Source organism: Compostibacter hankyongensis (assembly GCF_039541075.1).
GTDB classification, from domain to species: domain Bacteria; phylum Bacteroidota; class Bacteroidia; order Chitinophagales; family Chitinophagaceae; genus Compostibacter; species Compostibacter hankyongensis.
The window spans coordinates 59,849-79,961 of sequence record NZ_BAABFN010000006.1; the positions used below are offsets into that span (position 1 = coordinate 59,849).

Consider the following 20,113-nt stretch of genomic DNA (forward strand, 5'->3'; position numbering starts at 1 on the left):
CATATTTTATCAAGCTTTTTTATAGAACTCAGGATGCTCTTTCCTCCAATATTTTTCAAATTCCATCATCTTTAATTCATAATTTTTTTTATGAAAAAAATCATAATTATCATAGATCACTGCGGATATATGAGCTAACTGTTTTTTGTAGCATTCTTCGATGTTCTTTTCCTTACGAAAATATTCTGATTTAGGTACTTGTGCATTACCTTGCTTCAGATACTCCAATAAATTAAAAAGATTTATTTCACTATCCGGCTTATCTATTTTATAAAGAGTCGAGTAGAACTCTCGGAAGTACTTTTCAATTTTAATTATAAAATTATCTGAACTATATTCAATCATATAATATTGTCCTTCGTTCAATTCTGTTTTTATCTGAAAACCATATACCTCAATAAGCCTTTTAAAAAGTCCATAGGTGTATTTTATAAAACGCTGTTCCATGTCAATTCTATTTTTTAATCATTCTTGAGAAATCGTCCGTCCATGAATAACCGTGTCTTTGCAAATACCTAATCTCTTGTGCAAGGACTGATTTGGGGTCAAGTTTGGCGGGATTAAACTTGCCAGAAAATATTACATCATCTCCTCTTTTTACAACTCCCTGCAAAAACTCGACATTCTTACGCATCATCCACGCTTCATCTGTTACGTCAAGGAAATTGGTACCTATCTTTTTAGCAAATTCTCTATAAGTTGCCCGTGGCCCTATTACACTTACCTCCTTAACAGCAAATCTTGCTTTTATCAATACTCCTAATTCCGCGAATAGCCTCTCGCCGATTATTGTCGTAGTGATATCTGCGGTTGCTCCTCCAAAGGCATCTACCCGTTCACTATTATTTGCTAAGCTACCATTTAAATGCTGAATATGGTCTTTAGGGGAATTAACTCCTACCTTAGCAGCAACCGCTTCAACTCCAGTACCTCGTTTCTATAATCTATTAAACCATTCCTATTTTGACAACAATTTTCTAAATCATTTTCAATGACTTTGAAAACCATCTTTGGTGTTTCATTGCGAAATAAAAAAGGGTTGGTGTTTCCTGATAGAATAGCCGCGTTCACTTTAGTAACAAGTGAAACTAAAACCAACAACAATATTTTACTAAAAAGTTTCATTCCATTTTTTTCAAAGCCCCCAAAAAAAAACAAAGATTATTATTACTCTCTTATTCCGGGAAACATTTGTTCTGCTCGCTCATTTCCTAATTCATCTAATCTCTTTTTTGTGGTTAGATAATTCTTGTCGTTAAATAGTTCGACAATGTTGCCTAGCTCTTTGTGTATAAAGTCCTTATGTGTTTCAATAGTCGTTACATAATTGAGATCTCTTTCCTTATACAACAAAGCTTTGACTAACGCCAAATCATACCAATTCTCATTTGATTGATTACTCCGTATATCAACTGTTTCAAAAGATTTAGACTTGCTAAAGCGTATTTGAAGAAAGTCATTAGAAAATATATCGTAGTAGTCCCCAAAAAACGCAGATGTGTCTTTTTGAATTAGCTCAAAACCATTTGACTTTAGAAAGCCATATGTTTTTTCGTTATTCTTCATAGTTTTCTATTTGACTAACCAAAGTCCGTCAGAACTTACCTTATAACCTTTCTCAAATAGATAGTTCAACTCCTTCTGGTAGTAACTACCTGGCTTAACCCGATTCAAAGGCGTAGCCAATCTGATATTATCACCACGCAATATCATTCTATCAAGGAACTTTTGATTAGCCGCCCATCGTTGAACATCTGTCATTCCTTCCCAGACCTTAGTAGGAATGTTAAATCTTTTTGCATTGATTTTACTTGCTAAGTTTATATATTCAGGATAATGACCTAAAACAGTTGTCCCTCCCTTAACGGCAAATCTTGCTTTTATCAATACTCCCAATTCCGCGAATAGCCTCTCGCCGATTATTGTCGTAGTGATATCTGCGGTTGCTCCTCCAAATGCATCCACCCGTTCATTATTATTTGCTAAGCTACCATTTAAATGCTGAATATGGCCTTTTACTGGATTGAAATTTTCCAAAGTAATCCACAAGTTGTCTACGGAAGAATAAGTGCTTTGAAGGAGGGCATTATTACTCTCGGACCAATTATCAAAGAAATCCGGTTCATAGGGCCGTATTTCCCCATCTGGCGGCAATGGATGGATTTGAGATGTAAAAGAGTTATCGAATGTATTAATCTCTTGCGATATCTCTGAAATGGCTCGATTGCCAACTAAGTAAAACCCATTTGTTGTAAACCTTCTGTATAAATTTTCAGCTTTATGCCACGAACTAGAGGTATATTTTGGATATAAAGGACGTTTATCAGTTATTACTACTTCTGGTAAATTACGTTCAAAATATAATCCATGATTAAATATACTTTCTATCTTATTCTCTATCTTATTCCAGATATGCTGTATACCGTTGAAGAATGCAAAAGGAGATATTGGTCCTATCGGAAAATCTCCATATGGATCGCTGAAATTGACCGGATTGTTAAAATTAGAATGATAGGGCGATAGGCTGGCAAGTGTTTCTACCTCGGGGTCGATCTGCCACCACCTTCCGATCTGGGGATCCAAACTCCGGAATTGTGCAGTGTATATATCCAATCCAGACTCATCGCTGAATTCCTTATTCTGCAGTTCCTTGCCATTATATCTGAACTTATTTTCCAGCTTAGCTACCCGGGTTTGTGAGATTCCCGCCATAGTCAGGCCGAAGGGATAATAGTGGGTCTCCTCCAGCATGGGACTGGCGAGGTCTTCCACTACAACATTGTCAAAGAACACATCCTGCTGGCTTTCGTTGCTGGTGTAGACATATACGTAGCCGGACTTTTTAGCTATCACCTGCCCGCTGGAGAGCGTCTCCAGCTCATCCGGCTCCGCCTGCACCTGTTTCACCCCACTGCCTTCTTCTACGAAGTTAAGCTGATTGTCAAAGAATACATAATTGAGGTAAGCTCTGGGCTTTTGAGCGTTCAGGTTCTTGGTGTCCTTCTGCTTGAGCTGCTGGAGGTCGTTGGCGGTGAACCGGGGTCCCTGGCTCTGGTTGCTGATTAGAGCGTTGGCCTGGTGTCCGGGATCGGTGGGGCCTGCCAATCCGGGTAGGGCAGCGATCAGCGAGCTGACCATCTCCTCAGCCGGGATGGAAGGATTATCTGGGTCGGTGCCTTGCTGGTGGTAGTAGGCCCGGGCTGCTGCCTGGATCGTGTCTCCGGCCATCACCTTCAAGATGATGGAAGGCCCGATCCTCCTGTCCGGTTCCCGGGCATTCAGCCGGGCGACAGCCGTATTGGGGGTCGTGGTCTCATCCTCGGGGTAACCCTGGGGCTTGGTGGTCCGGGTCTGATCAATGTTGTAGAACAGGGCATTTTCCTGGGCCGTGTTCTGCGGCTCCATGGTAGCCATGTATTGGGAAAAGTCCGTTTGGTCGGTCAGGACGACGCGGGTATTACCCAGGTGGTCTTTGATGAAGTAATCGTAGTAGTAGGTGGAGGCGGTGCTGCCATGGGCTGGTTCATACCGTACCCGTCCTTCTTCGGTGGGGAAGAACTGCAGGGTATCCTGCTGGTAGACAAAGCCCGACAGATAGTCCGTTCTGGTGGTTTTTGCCGGGCTCATGGTTTGGGTGACGGTCTTGCTCAGCTTGTTGCCGGCGGCGTCGTAGGTGAACCGGATGGTACCTTTCCCGTTGACGGTAATTCATGATTATTTATAATGAGTTATTTTTAATAATTCATGATCACCCTTTCTCAATTCTATGTATACAGTTCCCCCATCCGCGCCTTTCTTTAAAGTTCCTTCGATAACCCATATCGAGTCTCTAATTAATCGTGCTTTTAATGGCATCTCTTTCTTAATTATGTTGCCGTATTTTTTTTCTGCAATTTCTTTGGCAATCTTTAATACCTCATCTCTTTCTAAAGCATCCTTCGTCGTAGAATATTGCATCTGTCGTTGCTTGGCAGAATGATGCGTACAATTTAAATTACCAGCACCAAATGTTAATAACGCGATATTTATAAAAGGAATAAGGTTTTTTGCCATGATTCTAATCTTTTATTTTAGTTGACCCTATTAAAAATGGGGCTATTACATTACGCTTTATCCAGTCCCACCCTCCATAAACTGGTTCATTTTTAGGTAAAATGACAAAATTGATTGTGTTTCGTCTTGTTGGATCTGCAGGATCACTTGGCATTGAAGCACTGATTGTTGTTGTTTTGATAATTAAATTACTGAATTTTTGTAAAGTGCCGTTGGGCGTTGCTACATAGCTATCGACACCCTGATATTTAGCGTTATCTATATCTGCTGGAGAAAATACATTATTGTCATATTTTGGATCATAAGAACCATGAGTATGAGCTCTAGCAATCACCTCAGCATCTCCTTCGTTTGATAACCCTAAACCTTTAGGTTTCGATGATGCTTCTGTACCTTCATTCGGTTTTAAATAAGTATAAAATACGCTATTCCCTTCTTTGATTTTTACAATATATGTGGCGAATTCCTTGCTTTTTGCTATAGAATTATCATTGTATAACATTCCGAAATCTTTAGCCGCATCTTCAGGTTTTTTAAATTTATCTCCCGGGTCATTATCCTCTTGGTCTTCATTAGTATCGTCTTGGCTATCGTTGCTATCGTCACTTCCCTGACTTCTGGCCCAGATTAATAATCCCATAATACTGCCACGATCACTGAAGGTCTCACTAGACATCCCGTCCGGATCTATAAACCGGATGGGATTATCAGCACCATAATGGTACGGTGAAAACCTCCGGCTTTGTTCCGCCATCGGATCTATGCTGTGCCACCTTCCGATCTGTGGATCCTGCATCCGTGCCCCATAGTCGTACCAGTCTAACCCGGATTCGTCTGAGAACTCCTTGTTCTGTAGTTCCTTGCCGTTGTATCTGAACTTATTCTCACATCCTGCTGGGATTCGTTGCTGGTGTAGACATACACATAGCCTGACTTTTTGGCCACTACCTGGCCACTGGATAAGGTCTCCAGCTCGTCGGGTTCCGTCTGCACCTGCTTGACCCCCTGCCTTGGTCTACGAAGTTAAGCTGATTGTCAAAGAATACATAATTGAGGTAGGCCGCATCTAGAACGTTTACATAAACTTGTTGAGGGTGATATAACAAGCATGCATATTATGCATGATATCTGCAAGATATCGGTATCACTATTTGTTATAAAAACGATTTACCAATCGTATGCTCGGAAAAATCCATCCTTTGTGAAAGTCTATAAAAGTTTCAGGGAAATTTTTTATGATAAAATCTTTTAATTTAGGAATCATTAGACAAGTAATCAAAAATGTTTTCCCATCTTTCAGCTCGAATCGTGCGAAAGAAAATTCTTCCATGCTGATAAGAGTAATTGTATTTCGAAAATTATTAGGGGGGATGTATATGGAAATTTTTTTTATTTCTGATAAATTTACTGAAATGGCCTCTTCTTTAATGTTTTGATAACGGATTGTTTCATTTTCTATATCGACACACAATAAATCATATTTATTATGTTTTATATATTCATTATATAAATAAATACCAGGGCCTATATCAAAAAGAAACATCCATATCAACATCGCTATAACACATATCCACCACAGCTCTGGTATCATAGCAACTAATACGGCGATAGCGACGCCGCAAATAGTACAACTGATGCAAACTTGTCTGAAAAATATTCGCCATTTAGCTCTTTTTGTAATCTGAAATTTCATAGTCATTTCAATGATTTATTATTCGGCTGGCAATCGAGTTTTCAAAATTCTGTTTCCAATTAGTTATTCCCATAGATGCTTGTTCCAAAGCAGCTTTTGTACCTTTATATAAAGATTGGGCACTGAATGCTGATAGTTCAACTACTATCCCAGCTTCTGGCCCTGCAGCAAGAGAGACCCCAATTGCGGATGCTGTTACCCCGCTATTAATACCAAATTCAACTCCACTTATGTCGCCCTGATTGTATCTTACGGCATTAATTACAATACTTAGTCCTCCAGCAAAATAACCAAATCGACCGGCAGTTTTTTCAACGATTTCTAATCCTCTTTTCTGCGCCATTTTATTAAGATACTTTACCCCCAATTCCGAACCTTCACTTGCATAACCTGATAATTCTAAACCAGATGCGGTTAATGCTAATCCATCCGATAAAGAAAGCGTTTTACCCAAATACTCTCCTCCACCAAATAAGCGGTCGACATCCTGTTGATTGTGAACTTTAAAGCTATATCTAAGTTTTCCGTTTTGATTCCTATACCAGTCATTGGGTTCATCCTTTTTGCTCTCACTCTGATCCTGATCCTCAGTATCATCTTCGTTATTGTCGTCATTATCGTCACTTCCTTGACTTCTAGCCCAAATCAATAAGCCCATAATACTGCCACGATCACTGAAGGTCTCACTAGACATCCCGTCCGGATCTATAAACCGGATAGGATTATCAGCTCCATAGTGATAAGGTGAAAATCTTCTGCTTTTTTCAGATAGCGGATCTATGCTGTGCCATCTTCCGATCTGCGGATCCTGCATCCTTGCACCATAGTCGTACCAGTCTAACCCGGATTCGTCTGAGAACTCCTTGTTCTGTAGTTCCTTGCCGTTGTATCTGAACTTATTCTCCAGCCTGGCCACCCTTGTCTGGGAGATACCCGCCATGGTGAGCCCGAAGGGATAGTAATGGGTCTCTTCCAGCATGGGGCTGGCGAGGTCTTCTACTACGACATTGTCAAAGAACACATCTTGTTGGGACTCATTGCTGGTATAGACATACACATAGCCGGACTTTTTGGCTATGACTTGTCCGCTGGAAAGCGTCTCCAGCTCATCGGGTTCTGCCTGCACCTGTTTCACCCCACTGCCCTCTTCTACGAAGTTAAGCTGATTGTCAAAGAATACATAATTGAGGTAAGCTCTGGGCTTTTGAGCGTTCAGGTTCTTGGTGTCCTTCTGCTTGAGCTGCTGCAGGTCGTTGGCCGTGAACCTGGGCCCCTGGTCCTGACCGGCGACGAACGCGGATGTTTGGTGTCCCGGATCTGCGGGTCCGGCCAATCCGGGCAGGGCGGCGATCAGCGAGTTGACCATCTCCTCGGCCGGGATGGAGGGATTATCTGGATCGGTGCCCTGCTGGTGGTAGTAGGCCCGGGCAGCTGCCTGGATGGTATCCCCGGCCATGACCTTCAGGATGATCGACGGACCGACCCTCCGGTCCGGTTCCCGGGCATTCAGCCGGGCGACAGCGGTATTGGGAGTCGTGGTCTCATCCTCGGGGTAGCCCTGGGGCTTGGTGGTCCGGGTCTGGTCGATGTTGTAGAACAGGGCATTTTCCTGGGCCGTGTTCTGGGGCTCCATGGTCGCCATGTACTGGGAAAAGTCCGTCTGGTCTGTCAGTACGACCCGGGTATTACCCAGGTGGTCTTTGAGGAAGTAATCGTAGTAATAAGTAGCGGCGGTGCTGCCATGAGCCGGCACGTAGCGTACCCTGCCTTCTTCGGTGGGAAGAAACTGCAGGGTGTCCTGCTGGTAGACAAATTTTTCCAGGTAGTCCGTCGTAGTGGTCTTCACCGGGCTCATGGTCTGGGTGACGGTCTTTCTGAGCTTGTTGCCCACTGCATCATAGGTGAAACGGATAGTACCTTTGCCGTTGACAGTGATCTGCTCCGGCAGGTTCAGGTGGTTGTAGGTGATGGAGGTGATCTTTTTGTTGGCATCGGAGATAAGATTGCCGTTGGCATCGTAGGTATAATCTGTGCTCCCCTTGGTTCCACTGTAATGAAAGTCTCCCAGGGTGCTGGAAGGATCATTAGAGCCATCAGCTACCTTGGATAACTGGTTACTGTTAGCCGGATAGGTGTAGGTCAGTTGATCAATCAGCGGTGAGGAAGTGCCTTTTAACCCATACTGGTTCATATGGGTAATATTACCATTGGCATCATAGGTGAGGCCGGAGACTGAGAAATTGGCCGGGCTTTGGCTCCAGGAGGCGCCAGTGGTATTCTGCTGGGTAAAGTCAGCCTTGGTGAGCCGGTTGGGGGCATCATAGCTGTAGCCGTAGGCCCGGGCGATGTCATCCCCAGCCGTCCGCCAGCGGGTGCCGGCAATATTGCCGTTGTACTGGGATTGGGTAAAGCCGTAGTCATAGTCCAGCTCCATGCCGAAGTACTGGCCTTCTCCGGAAGTAGGAGTACCGGTACGGGCATAGTCTTTATTGATCCCCGTCAGCCAGCCCCGGATATTGTAGGTGTACCCAAGCGTCTCCAGGGGAGCCCCGGTACTGCTCTTCTTTCCCAGCTCCTTGGTTTTTAGTCTTCCCAGCTCATCATAGCTGTTGGTGGCAATGATCCTTTTGGTCGTGGACTGGTCATTCAGGGTCTTGGTGACGGTCAGTAGTCTTCCGCCGGCATCGTACTTGTTTTCGGTCAACACCCGGGTTTCCGGCGTGACCCCGCTTTTGCTGTTGTGTACCACCAGATAGCTGCTGAGCAGCTTACCGGAAAAGTCGTATTGGTTGGTCTGGATATCCTGTCCCCCGGTGATGTTGTCCGAAAGGGTCTGTAATACCCTTCCCTTATCGTCATAGTAGGTAGTGGTGGTGATCCATTGCTCGGGGGTGGTGTTCAGCACCCGTACCCGGGTGCCGGTCACCATCCCCCGGGTCTGGGTGCTGTAGGTAGAGGGGCTTTCCGGATAGGGATTGGTGCCATCGGTGGTTTTGGCCAGGTAGCTGCTCTGGAAGGCCTGGTGGCCGGCCCAGGTGTAGTCGTCATAGTAAGTATAGGTCAGCGGGGTCACCGCCGAAGCCGAGATCGGTGGGGTGGGGTTACTGGCATCGGCCGGCAAGAGTGTACCGCTGCCGGTGGTAGCATCGGGATCGATATTGGTGGTAAAGTTGTCACTTGTGCCGCTGGTAAAGCCGGGATAGAAGGTGATGCTGTTTCTGGCGGTATAGGTCGCCGGCGTATTGCCTGAGCGGCTGTTGACCGAAAGATCCCCCGGAGCAGGGACGGTATAGGTAACCGTACTGCCGCCGGTGGTCCCGTCCATGGTGGTTTGCAGGCTCGTCTGAGTGCTGTTACTGGCATAGAGCCCCGTCATGACCGGGCGGTTCAGGGCGTCGTAGTAGGTGACGGTCCATTCGTGGGTAGGCAGCTTAGCCCGTTGATTACCATCCTGACTGAAAACCAGCCGGTCCCGGTTGTCATAGACCATCTGCTGCTCTCCCGCGCCGGGCACCTTTTTAATGGTCATCCTTTTTCTGCTGTCATACTCATAGCGGAAGCAGAGGGCGTCGGCTACTGTCTGGGTCAGCGTCCAGCTGTGGGCCTGGAGGTACTCCACGGCCAAAGGTGGCAGTACAAAACGGAGGTTGTCCAGGTCGTCATACACGTAGTAGGTGCAAAGCCAGCCCAGGTGAGCGGTACCGGGAGATGTGGCGGCCTGTACTTTTCTCAGCACCACATGCCCGCTTTTATCTTTATACTGAATCACCTTTCTACCGTCTTCATCAGTAGCTGTATTTTTGTATAAAGCCTCGATATCATACCGGCTGGTACAGACGGGAAGACTGCCTGGGGCAAGGGCAATAGTGCAAATATGGACACTGTCGGCAAGGGTGTTAATTTCATAGGACTGAGCTACTCCCCTTTCCGAGCCTTCCCAACTGTTGCCAGCAGCTTTTTCTTTCAGTACCCGGTTCAGGGGGGAGGCTTCATAATCGGTCTGACCATAGTAGATCTGCTCGCCGGGATAAAACTTCAGATCGGGGTCGGAGAGGGCAGCTTGCTGATCATGCAGGGGGGTTGTTTTAATCTGACCGTCGTCGGTATTGTGCACGGTCTGAGGATAGGGCAGATAATGATATGCTTCTCTGCCATAGGGGTCGTAAGCCACAGGAGCCACTAAGTCATGGCCACTGGGAGTAATTCGCTTCGTTACAGTCTGCAGAGGCCTACCCAATCCGTTTACATATTGTGTTGTTTGTTTTACCTCACCGGTTGTACGGCTGGGTGACACCACAACCGCCCTGTCCGTAGCAGGCATGGATGGCTCATAAATGCGTACATAACTTTTCGATGAAATGATCTCCGGAAGCAGATACTCAGGAGTTTTGGAAGGCGGAGCAGAAACCGTATCCGGCTTTACCTGAGCTGTGGCAGGTCTCATGCAGCACACAATAAATATCCCTGTAAATAAGGACAGCCGGCCAACCATTTTATTATGAGAGAGGAAGCAATTCATATCTATATTTATTTAGAATGACTTTAAAATTGTTTGATAGCACCTCATAAAGCAGGCTATTTACATTATATTATTAACCATGATTTCATAATGCTTCCCCTTTTCAAGTGTAATGGTCGCTCCTTGTTGTAAATGAGGATAATAATTATCTTCTACAGCCGTAAAGGAATAGATAAGAAAAGTGTCGTGATAATGAGTAGCTGCACTAGGACGGATGCTTACCTGGTATTCCCCTTCCGGTAGATGAAGGTTAACAGAAACAGGAGGTGGGGCTCCCTGATATGATTGATTGAAAGGACATTTTTGCGTCGCAACGATATGGCCGTCTTTAATAAAATCAATATCTACTCTTTCGGGATATCCATATAGGGTATTATAAATTCCCAGCAAATTTATAGATGCTGTATTGCTATCACAGGGGGGAAGTACTTCTGGTGGTGAAAAAGGCAAGTCATTCTCAGCATTGCTATTTGCGCCCTCCATGGTATAGTTAGAATACCATCCACCCGGTACAAAATTATTACGTATTTGGTAGAGATCTGTCGGTTCAAGATCACAAGGATAAGTTTCAGTTTGCATCATGGGAATGTTGACATAAAAGGATGTCAGGCTCAGAGGGGAGAACTCCTGGGTATGATAATCATAAGCCTTTATAAGACGCTGATTATAGTCTTTTTCAGCTATCATACGTCCCAATGGGTCGTATTCATAATAACTCGTATAGCCATTAGGACTAGTGTGACTCGTCATTCCTACCGACCGTTTATAGGTATAAGTGCTTATTTGTTTGTTCCCGGAGAATGAATTCCGTAGATTCGTCAATACTGTACGTAACGAATTGTCGTCTGTTGGATTTAAAATCTGTGTATTGGAAACAAACGAAGCTGGTATTTCGCTATATTTTACCCCTTTTAATTCAGCTACCGGATACAATCCGCCATATCCCCATAAATAAGAAATGGGAATGCCGTCCCGGGCGGTCTGCTGAAGTATATTCCCATATTGATCATATTTATCAAATGTCACATCAGTAACGAAAGGCTGTCCGCCTGTAGAGCTTTGCAGGGATACCGGAGCAATAAAACCGGCGCCGGCAGAGATTTGATCATAATTGGTCCTTTTTCGATAAACTTCCTGGTTTATAGCATTATTAATCAGGAATTCTTCTATCACCTGACTAACCATATTCTTTGCTTCCATCTGGTCATGAATTCCGTCAAAGTCATAGGAATATTTCAAGCTTTTTGTAAAGATGCGATTCCGGCTATCGGTAGTAACAATACGCGAGGGTTGCAGATAGGTCGGATTATCGTAATAATAATCAGTAGTATTGGTCAACACATAACCTGAATCTTCAAACGAGTCATCCGTTTCCCGGGTAAGCAGAAGTTTTCCAACCGGGATGCCATATTCCCCGGCAATGTAGTCCTCATCAATATCTGGTGGGGTATAAGGAAATGAATAAGTACGGTTATACAGATCCCGATTAGTACCGGAAAAGCTACCCTGAACCACCTGATACTCTACTTTCAAAAATGCATACGCAACATGTACCTGCTCCGATGTCAGAAAGCGGCTATACTCAAATTCTTTCTGATGCAACAGATGGTATCCTGTATTGGGATCAAATTTGTAGGTGCTGATGGATTTTTGCGCTCCTTCTAACCCGTCTGTTTTTAGATAAGGAATATTGGTTCCCTCTATATTTGATTCTGTAATTAAGGGGTTATATGCATCATGAAATTCCTCCGGTGGATAATACTCATACACCGTTTTTCCCGTTTTTGTCCCTAAATCCTGGTTATACTCCGTTACTTTGGTATAATAAATGGGCGCGCCACTTCCATAAGTATAATCCAGATAAGAAGCGGGATGGTATGTAGTTTTAGATTCTACAGCCAGCACACTAAGACAACCCCTATTGGAACAACTTGATGAGGGGCCTTTCAGATAAGCAATTTGTTGGGTGTAGCTTACCGCATCGAGGTGATACAAATAGGGTTCAAGCGGTAAATGGGGGCTTACCGCCAATTGACCAGTCCCATCCTCAAGATCACCATAACGGTAGTATTTCTGAGTTTGAGGCAGATTAGCGTTTCCGTCATTGTAATAATTTATGCTTCTGATTCTCAGCCCTCCACTCAGCTGAGGAAGTTGGAGAAACTCCCATTCATTGCTGAACTTTTGAAGATATTTATTAGACTCAAAATCAAAGTCCACGAACCCTCCCGTAGGATAAATGATCCGCTTCAGGATGCCATGCTGCATTTTCTCTTCATTTGGCGCCTCTGCCCAGGTATCACCGCCAAAGCTTAATGGAATATCTGTCGCGGGATTTTGACAACCCGCTATATCACGATAATAGCGAGCTTGGGTAATGCTTTTTTTGGGTACCGTTTGAAGATTTCCGAAAGTATTATTTGCTGCCGCAATCTCAACTGTGCTGAGATTGGGATAACCCCAGGCATCATGGCCTTTTAGATGGTTTCCAAAGCAGAATTTATCTTTATAGAGTAAAGCATACCGTTCATAAGTTGTACTCCCGTTCTGCACATGAAGTGAATCCAGATATCGGGTGCCTATAAAATTATCTCCGTTATATGTTTTGGCTTCATTGGTATAAATTGCATTTGCATACGACTGAAAAAGATAAACGGATTTTACTTCAGCATTTTTATCATCTTTTATAGTAATAGAACTAAGCTGATCTGCTCCGTTGAACTGGACTTTACCACCACGAAAATTTATTTCTGAAAGCGATAGCCCGGCCACCCTTTGCGAAGCTGTACTGGCATAATTGTCTTTTTCGAAGGTATAGTCGACAAAATTGAGTTGAGAATTTAGATAGGGCACATGAAACACCGCCTTGGGGCCATTGCCAAATACTTCCAGGTATTTGGGAGAGGATATCGAATAAAAAGGAATGTGTGCGGTCAAGTCTTCATAGGTATGATATTGCGTCATTATTTGTTGGTCAGAGGTGTGGTAAACGTCCAGACCGCAGGGCTCGGGATTATTGTATAATTCTATATAGTCATTATAGGTGCGATAAGTGGCGATAGCCTTAGGCGTGTAAGTAAACGTGATCTGATCCGTTCCTGTATTGTTTTCGATCTGTTTGCATTTCCAGGTGGTGACATGGCAACTTGTGCATCCACCATCCAACCCCATCGTACCCGACACCTCTTTATCCTGGGCAAGTATTGAACTTACATCTCCCCCTGCCCCCTGCTCTCCGAAATAATAGACTGTTCCATCCGTGTCGACAATGATGAACTGACCGTTGTTGTAGGTAATCCGTATGTTATTATAGGGAACCGGTACAATGGTATATCCCGTTCCTGTCGAACTTTTCAGGAAATAGAAGGATCCGGATTTATTTAACAGCCTGTAATTGAACTTATCCGGCATGCCATCTTTTGCCCCGGTTGCAAGATCATAGGCGTTAGCGTATGGCCATGGAGATGCACTCCACAAAGGATATAAGCAAGAGGAACATGCATAAGGGTCGTAATTCTTCATTAATGTATTTCCTATATATCCGGTGCTTGGCGTAAAATCATCTAATCCATTAATGCTGCGGGATATCTGAATATCCGCGCTCAGGCTCCATCCCAGTCCTACCCGGGTGGCCTGCTCGTTGATCCGGAAACCGCCTGCATGGTAGTCGAAATTGATGGGCAGCTCCATACCACCGACCTTGATCGTGTAGAAGGGAATATTGATATCCGGAACGCCGGTGTTATAGTTAACCGGATAGTTTACTTCTTTGGCCAGGGCAGCGGCTTCCGGAGAGACTGGAATGATTTGTTGGTCTTGTCCATGGAGGGTCCGGGTTAGGCCGGTGGCTGTGAGCAGACAAGCGATGAAGAAGTAATGCTTTGATCTCATGGTAATCTCTTATTTAGGTTGAATAGGTCTGTATTTTTTGTCTTTGCTTTCATTTTTAAAACTCATACCCCATCCTGAATAGTACCGGTGGGGTGGCGGGGGTATGCTGGTTGTGCAGGAAGTCGTACAGCAGCATCAGGGTGCCTTTTAGTTTGCTCGAGACCCGGTACTTCTTCTCCAGCCCGATCAGGGCGCTGCCCGTCCACCCGTTCAGGCTTTTCAGGGCCGGGACGTCGGGTTGGGTTTTCAGGTAGTTCAACTCGGCTCCGCCATTGACGTAGAAGGTGCCCTTTAGCTTATAGTCCAGGAAGGACCGGAGTCCGGCTCCCTGGGCGGTGAAGTGTATCTTTTGGATGCTGCTGCCCCAGCCCAGCTTGAAGGAGGCGCCGACACCGGCGCTGCCGCTTTCGGAGAACTTGTAGGCCACCTGCCCGGCCACATCGCTGGTCGTCGGGTACCCGCTGGTGGATTTGGCAAACTGGACATTGCCGCCGAAGGCCAGCCGCTGGAAGAAGGTCTTTGATTTCAGCTCCTTGGGTTGGAAGTTGGGCATCTCGGCGGTGGAGCCCCCACCGGGCAGCTTGTTTTTCAGGTCCCGGAGCTTCTGTCTTGCCTGCTGCATTTGTTGGGAGATCTGCTGTCGTCCTCCGGGTCCGGCTCCATCCAGGCGCTGCTGCAGCTCCCGGGCGACCATATCCCGGGTCTGCAGACCGGTCAGGTCGGGGGTGGCGCCGGAGGGGATGATCCCCGTGCCCGGCAGGTTGAACAGTCCGGCCAGGGCGGAGTGCTTTTTCATAAAATCTTTGAACGCGGGGATCTTTTGCACCAGGGCCAGGGCTTCGGCTTCGGCCTTTTGTTTATCGGAGAACAGCTCCTTGTAGTTTTTGAGCCGGGCGGCATAGTAATAGGCTTCTTTGTTGAGCCGGAGCAGGTCTTTTTGGAGAAAGCCGTACCGGGAGGAGTTGCCGAGGCTGCTGAGGTTACCCAGCTGATCCAGGAGCTGCTGCTGCCGCTGTTGCAGGTAGGTTTGGAGCTGGGCGGCCTGGTCCAGCTGCCGCCGGGCCGTTTGTACCCGGTCCAGGGAGCCCTGCAGCTGGTTCCGGATGCCCCGGGCCTGGTTGAGATAGCCTTTTCCTTTCCCCTGGAGAAAGCCCAGGGCATTTTTGAGGGTATCCAGGTAAGGGAAGTAGCTGTGGGTCGCGGCGGAGAACTTGCCCCCGGTGAGCTGGTTGATCTTCGAGGCCAGGGCCCCGGCTTTGCCGGTCCTGGCCGTCAGCTTACCCTGCAGGGAGCCGGGCAGTTGACTCAGCTTGTCGGCTTCTTTCGTAAAGAGGTTGTTGGCCGCCAGGGAGTCCACCCGGGAGAGTTTGTCATAGAGCTTTGCCTGGGTCCGAGAAAAGCGGCGGAGCGCTTTTTCGGATGCCCGGTTCAACCGCCGTTGCAGCCTGGCGGTCTTGGCATTGATCTGGGTCAGGGCGCGGGTGGGCAGTTGCTGCACTTGCCGGATGCGGGATTGCACGCTGTCCTTTAGCGGAGAAAGCGAGGAGGGCAAATAGCCGGCATCCTCCGGGATGCCGGCGGGGGTTGGGGTGTCGGATGAGCTATGGGATGAAAGGCCTTCGGTTTGTTCGGGGCTTAGGCTCGGGCTGTCGGCAGGGACCGCTCCGGGGGGCTGCCCGATATCTGCAACCTGGGCCCGAGGCGTCAGGGGAAGCGCCATCGACAGCAGTAAGAGGATGAAAAGTGTTTTCACGGTATACTGTTAAAAATGCGTCATCGGGTCAGTTGGGTTTCCAGGGTCTTTAACCGGGTTTCCTGCGCTTCCACCACAGCCGATAGCCGGTCGATCAGCTGTTGCTGGGTTTGCAGTTGAGATTGCTGGTCCTTATTCTGGTTGCGCAAGGTTTGCAGTTGTTTATCCTGATCTATCGTATACAAGGTCAGCTCTTCGATCTTCTTAAGCAAGAGAGCGTCCGTCTGACCGAGATCATTGCCTTTTTGAGAGACTTCGGCAGCAGAGGGAATGCCGGGCAGACGTCTTCGTTTCCGGACATAAGCCGCTACGGAATCCAGCGAGGGTAAAGAATATCCCGGCTCAAAAACATAATCGGCCCAGCCGGTTTGTGTCACCTTGATCTGCTTGGCCGTTACCGTGCCGTTCACCGCAAATTTTGATTGAGGGGTTTTAGTACCGATACCGACATTCCCATTGGGAAGAAAAACCATCCAGGGACTCGTGTAGACAGATCCGGCTGCTACATTTCCGCCGATATAGCCATAATGCAATGAGCCGCTGTTGGCATACGCACCAAAAGAGAACAGCTTTCCGGTATCCCCATAACTGAAACTGTACTCTCTGGCCCAACCGCCCTGTACATCCATATTCAGATTATATCCCGAAGGGTATCCCGCAGGATTGTGCAGCTTTACCGCCCCGCCTTCTACAAATAGCTTCGTGTCGGGAGCAGGGGTGCCGATACCTATATTGCCGGAAGTATAAAAATTACCATTGAAAAAGGATTTTTGCTGACCTGAGTCCGTAACATATCCCTGCACGATATCAGCTAAGCTGATCACGCTGGCTTTAAAACCGGTGGGCACCCCAGCATTGTCTCCTGGGTCAGCGCTGATCAGCTGCCAGTCCACAGCCGTCCAGCCGGTCTGCTGCACATTATTTTCCATGTAACAGGCTGTATTATTATCTGTGGTCGCCGGTTTTTTTACATACACTTCAATAGCCGCTCCTTCATAGGTGTCGTGAGCTACAATTCTGAGCTTGGTAAAAGGCGGCGCAGTAGAATTATAATAGCTATTATTTAATACGGCAAGCGAAGGTCGGCGTCCGAAATGTTCATATCCCAGGAACTCTACCGTCTGATGCTGACCGGAAGTGACGTCAGTGAGGATAAACCTGGCCGCGGCACGGGTTCCGGATGTGCCTCCGGAAGTCAACGACCCGTTAATGGCAATACGGTACCACCCCGATTGGGTGATCGTGGCGCTGTTCGTCTGTGCGGACAGGCGCAGGCTACAAGTCATGCACAGCAAAAGGAACAACCTAATGAGGGTAGCATTATATTTCATGGTTATCTTTTTCTTTTTATAGACGTGGTTATTGCGGATTCCAATGCATCATTCTTTTGCCTTAATGCTGCATTTTCCCGGCTGAGCACATTGATCTGCGACTGCTGACTGGTTTGCTGCTCATTGAGCTTTATGACGTATAATGTCAGTTCCTCGATCTTCTTTAATAAAAGCGCATCGGTCTGACCGAGATCATTGCCTTTCTTGGAGATTTCAGCGGCAGAAGGAAGATCGGGCAGGTGACGTCGTTTCCGGAGGTAAGCGTTTAAGGAATCCAGGGAAGGCAGGGAATACTCCGGAGCAAAGACATAATCCGGCCACCCGTTCTGGGTAACTGTGATCTTTTTCGCGCTCACAGATCCGTTGACAGCCAGCTTAGCATTAGGAGAAATGGTGCCGATCCCTACATTACCGGCACTGGTAATGGTCATGAGGGTACCGTTATAGTTTTTGAAATTATATCCCCGGATACTGGAGCTGTTCTCCATGTTGACACCATCATCATTCAGGCTCATCTGCAGTGAATAGCCGGAGCTATTTGTTCCGCCACCGAACAAAATATGTTGTCCTGCTCCACTGATCTCCAACGGAGTATGTGGAGTAAGCGTACCAACCCCCACATTGCCGCTGTAAGTAATAGTCAAAGGAGTAATGATACTTCCGTCATTGTTGAATTTAAAGTCCAGCCGGTCGGGCAGTGCATTGACCCGCATGACACTTTCCAGGGAAATATACCGGTCGGAAAGTGCTCCGATAAATTTCAAGGATGCCCCTGCGCCGATAGAATTAGCATATTGATTATTATGAAGCAACAGCGTCGGCCCGATGTCGCTGGCTACGTCGTTCCTCACTTCGAGGTCTGTTGTAGGAGTTACCGTTCCTATGCCTACCTTCCCAGTAGCAGGAAAGATATTGGTTTGCCCGAAGGTTGCAGAGGGCATCATTGCTCCGACGGCCAGTATAACACGACATATTTTCTTCATAATAAGCTATAATTAAAAAGTTAGCGATCAGAACAAGCCTGCATTTTAACGATTTATTACTTCCTTAGGGGCATTCAAACGGGCTGAAAGCTGTCGGATCAGCTTTTGCTGTTCGGAGATCTTTTTATCCTGCGCAATCATGTACAGCGTCAGCTCCTCGATCTTTTGCAATAATTTCATCTGATTCTGTCCCAGATCCACCCCTTCATTGCGCATTGTTTTTGCAGAGCGGACGTCGGGCAGATGACCGTTCATCTCTATATAATGTTTGACTTCTTTCAGGGAGGGCAGATGATACGTGGAGTCGAATACAAAATCCGCCCCGGTAGTATTGACGACCACCTTATTAGCCCTGACGTTTCCGTTTACATCCAACTTGTAGTCAGCATTGGTCTGGGTTGCCTTACCGATCAGCACCTTGTCGCCAAATATCCCTTTTCCCGCGATCCGTAAAGATGCAGTTTGCGCTACCGCCGTTTGATTCAGGATATGATCTCCGCTATAACCGTTCAGATTAGTCGCATCAAAAGTGGTGCAGGATGCCATATACCAGATGAGCGGCGCAGCAGCGGTCGGTGCGGGACTCCCCGTCACATGCATATGTCCTGTGGTAGAAAAGCTGCCTCCGTTACCGCATTGCATCACCCGGATATACCATTCCCATCTGCCGGTACCCTTACTGCTGCTGAGCCAGTAATTACCACCACCCGTGCCCATGCTGTTATTGTTATAAATAAACTCATATCCGGCAGGCAGCTTGGCCCGAAAGATCTGAATAAGCGTTTTATTCATTGCCGAAAACACGGTCTGCACAAAACCGCCGTATCCGGGGCTTTCGCCCGTCCCGTTATGCCGGATCTCCAGCCCATATCCACTATTGTTGGGCAGGTCGCTGATGGTATCGGTACGGGTGATGGTTACCTTTCCGGAATGCGCATTGTCATATACGATAATACCATTCATCCCTAAAGCGAATTCCTCATCCATAAGCAGCTTCTTTCCCTGCCGCAGGGCCAGGGCGATGGGATTGAGAAAGCCTACGGAAGGATTGGACATCCTGATGTCCATAAACTTATACCCATGGGTATAATAGGCGTTGTATACATCCAGGTTTCCAGCCGGAGTTAGGGTGCCGATGCCCACATTGCCGCTATCGGGAACAAGGTTCTGGGCCAGGATCTCACGGCCGCTGATCAGCAGGATCAAAAGCGTAAATAATGGTTTCATCTACCGGTTGTCTTTAGGACGTGAAGCTGTTGTTTCAGCGCGTGATTCTCTTTTTGCAGCCAGGAAGAAGGGTTACTCGTCCCGATACCGACATTGGCGATAGTGGAAGAACCCAATGTGCCGGAGGGGGCAAACAGGGTCTGCCCCATTGCCGGAAGGGCAAGGAGACATGCCAGCACAGCGCTTATGATCTGACGCATGACGACAAACAATTGAACTTATGAAGCCACCCATCGTTTTGAAAGGGATGACAGAATTATTTCCGGCTTATATCCGCCGGTTGATTTCGCCTTGTTGTATGGATTGCTGCAGCAATGACCCTTATCAGGCAAGGATACCTGGAAACAAAGGGCTTTTTGAAAATATCAATGCGTCAGCTACCCGGAGAACTCCGGACCGGCGTGAGAGATAAAATCGAAGCAGGGCATGGCCGTACCGGCCTTGATAGGGAGTAGAGAAGGTTGCATATGATGATAAATAGGTTAAAGGGTAATTTCGTAAAACAATTATAAGAGAAATTTTTATTATCTCCAAATTTATTTTTCGCAACCCCGTCTTCACCCCTTCCGGTCGATCTTCCTACCGGCTAGCCGGGCATTAGTGGTCAGGTAGCCGTAAAGTTCTCCCTATACATAGATCTGAGGCCGCGGGGCGGCAAACGCA

At 46.7% G+C, this 20,113-nt stretch carries 14 protein-coding genes; all 14 read right to left on the reverse strand.

The genetic code is table 11. The features are described from left to right. Positions 1-9: 9 nt before the first annotated feature. The 14 genes from ABD851_RS12695 to ABD851_RS12760 all read right to left on the reverse strand — a co-directional run bounded on the left by ABD851_RS12695 (position 10) and on the right by ABD851_RS12760 (position 19,650). Positions 10-447 (reverse strand): hypothetical protein, encoded by a 438-nt coding sequence (locus tag ABD851_RS12695; RefSeq protein WP_344979838.1) that lies wholly within the window; start codon positions 445-447, stop codon positions 10-12. 7 nt (positions 448-454) lie between these two features. Further along, positions 455-754, reverse strand: coding sequence for a regulatory protein RecX (locus ABD851_RS12700; protein ID WP_344979840.1), 300 nt, complete (start codon positions 752-754; stop codon positions 455-457). A 413-nt stretch (positions 755-1,167) separates the two neighbouring features. Next, positions 1,168-1,566 carry a hypothetical protein gene (locus ABD851_RS12705; RefSeq protein WP_344979841.1) on the reverse strand — a complete coding sequence of 133 codons (399 nt, stop codon included), beginning with the start codon at positions 1,564-1,566 and terminating at the stop codon, positions 1,168-1,170. A 6-nt stretch (positions 1,567-1,572) separates the two neighbouring features. Continuing rightward, on the reverse strand, positions 1,573-3,627 hold the full coding sequence (locus tag ABD851_RS12710; RefSeq protein WP_344979843.1) for an RHS repeat domain-containing protein: 2,055 nt from the start codon (positions 3,625-3,627) through the stop codon (positions 1,573-1,575). Positions 3,628-3,714: 87 nt separating this feature from the next. Then, entirely contained in the window at positions 3,715-4,053 is a 339-nt protein-coding gene (locus tag ABD851_RS12715; RefSeq protein WP_344979845.1) for an NTF2 fold immunity protein, read from the reverse strand. A gap of 4 nt (positions 4,054-4,057) precedes the next feature. Continuing rightward, positions 4,058-5,014, reverse strand: a complete 957-nt coding sequence (locus tag ABD851_RS12720) for a DUF4329 domain-containing protein (RefSeq protein ID WP_344980123.1) — start codon at positions 5,012-5,014, stop codon at positions 4,058-4,060. Positions 5,015-5,200: 186 nt separating this feature from the next. Beyond that, positions 5,201-5,746: a PH domain-containing protein gene (locus ABD851_RS12725; protein ID WP_344979847.1), complete on the reverse strand. Its 546-nt coding sequence runs from the start codon at positions 5,744-5,746 to the stop codon at positions 5,201-5,203. 7 nt (positions 5,747-5,753) lie between these two features. Continuing rightward, a complete protein-coding gene (locus ABD851_RS12730) occupies positions 5,754-10,190 on the reverse strand; it encodes a DUF6443 domain-containing protein (protein WP_344979849.1) in 4,437 nt (1,478 codons plus the stop codon). Positions 10,191-10,325: 135 nt separating this feature from the next. Beyond that, positions 10,326-14,156 (reverse strand): hypothetical protein, encoded by a 3,831-nt coding sequence (locus ABD851_RS12735; protein ID WP_344979850.1) that lies wholly within the window; start codon positions 14,154-14,156, stop codon positions 10,326-10,328. A 55-nt stretch (positions 14,157-14,211) separates the two neighbouring features. Then, the gene (locus tag ABD851_RS12740; protein ID WP_344979852.1) at positions 14,212-15,909 is read right to left on the reverse strand and encodes a hypothetical protein; all 1,698 of its coding nucleotides are present in this window, start codon (positions 15,907-15,909) and stop codon (positions 14,212-14,214) included. A gap of 20 nt (positions 15,910-15,929) precedes the next feature. Next, the gene (locus tag ABD851_RS12745; protein WP_344979854.1) at positions 15,930-17,240 is read right to left on the reverse strand and encodes a hypothetical protein; all 1,311 of its coding nucleotides are present in this window, start codon (positions 17,238-17,240) and stop codon (positions 15,930-15,932) included. Positions 17,241-17,242: 2 nt separating this feature from the next. After that, positions 17,243-18,223, reverse strand: a complete 981-nt coding sequence (locus ABD851_RS12750) for a hypothetical protein (protein ID WP_344979856.1) — start codon at positions 18,221-18,223, stop codon at positions 17,243-17,245. 45 nt (positions 18,224-18,268) lie between these two features. Next, positions 18,269-19,450, reverse strand: coding sequence for a hypothetical protein (locus tag ABD851_RS12755; protein WP_344979858.1), 1,182 nt, complete (start codon positions 19,448-19,450; stop codon positions 18,269-18,271). Continuing rightward, positions 19,447-19,650: a hypothetical protein gene (locus ABD851_RS12760; protein WP_344979860.1), complete on the reverse strand. Its 204-nt coding sequence runs from the start codon at positions 19,648-19,650 to the stop codon at positions 19,447-19,449. Before ABD851_RS12760 ends, ABD851_RS12755 begins: the two co-directional genes overlap by 4 nt. Positions 19,651-20,113 lie beyond the last annotated feature (463 nt).